This is a genomic window from Vibrio sp. D173a, assembly GCF_030248475.1.
In genome coordinates this window covers 1-638 of sequence record NZ_JAHGAH010001046.1, presented here as the reverse complement: position 1 = coordinate 638, position 638 = coordinate 1, and the positions used below count along the sequence as shown (strand labels likewise).

At 46.9% G+C, this 638-nt stretch carries 2 protein-coding genes; both read right to left on the bottom strand.

From position 1 onward, the window contains the following. Window positions 1-48: 48 nt before the first annotated feature. Window positions 49-246, bottom strand: a complete 198-nt coding sequence (gene yacG, locus KIV40_RS31175) for a DNA gyrase inhibitor YacG (RefSeq protein WP_285353174.1) — start codon at window positions 244-246, stop codon at window positions 49-51. Window positions 247-318: 72 nt separating this feature from the next. Beyond that, window positions 319-638: cell division protein ZapD (zapD, locus tag KIV40_RS31170; RefSeq protein WP_285353173.1), on the bottom strand; the 320-nt coding region annotated here is incomplete at its 5' end.

Sequence of the window (638 nt, the reverse complement as noted above, 5' to 3'; positions counted from 1 at the left end):
CTCGAATCTCGAATCTCGAATCTCGAATCTCGAATCTCGAATCTCGAATTAGTACTGATCTTCCGACCATCCGTCACTGTCTGACATATCCGGAGCACCCGCGATACTGTTCTCTTCGTCGGCCCCCTCACCGAAATCAATCATCTGACACTGTTTGCTACAGAAAGGGCGATGTGGACTCTGCTCACCCCACTCAACATCAGTCTGACATTGTGGGCATTTAACGATGGTGATTTTCTTAGACATAATGGTTCTTAGTTGGGTGTGGTTCTAGAATTGTAGGCCTGAGCATGGCTCAAGCCAACTTTAATACGGTGTTTAGCTGCAGACAGCTAGTTCAAATTCGATATCTTGAGTGCACGCCTGACCACTTTCAAAACACATAAACTTCACGGCAAAGCTGTTTTTGTGTCCTGAAATCATTGGGTAAGCGCCATACTGCATTGGAATTGAGAGTCGTAAGATATTGGCCTCTTCAGCATCGCTCTGGAAGAAGCCTGCACGAGCGATTTGTGGTTGGAAGTGTCCTGTTTCACGAGTTAGCTTTAACCACAGGGTTAGCGCATCATACAGAGGCTGTAGGCTATCCATCCAAGCTTTGGCATCGCTCATTTTCTTATCAAGAGGGAGGTGCAGCC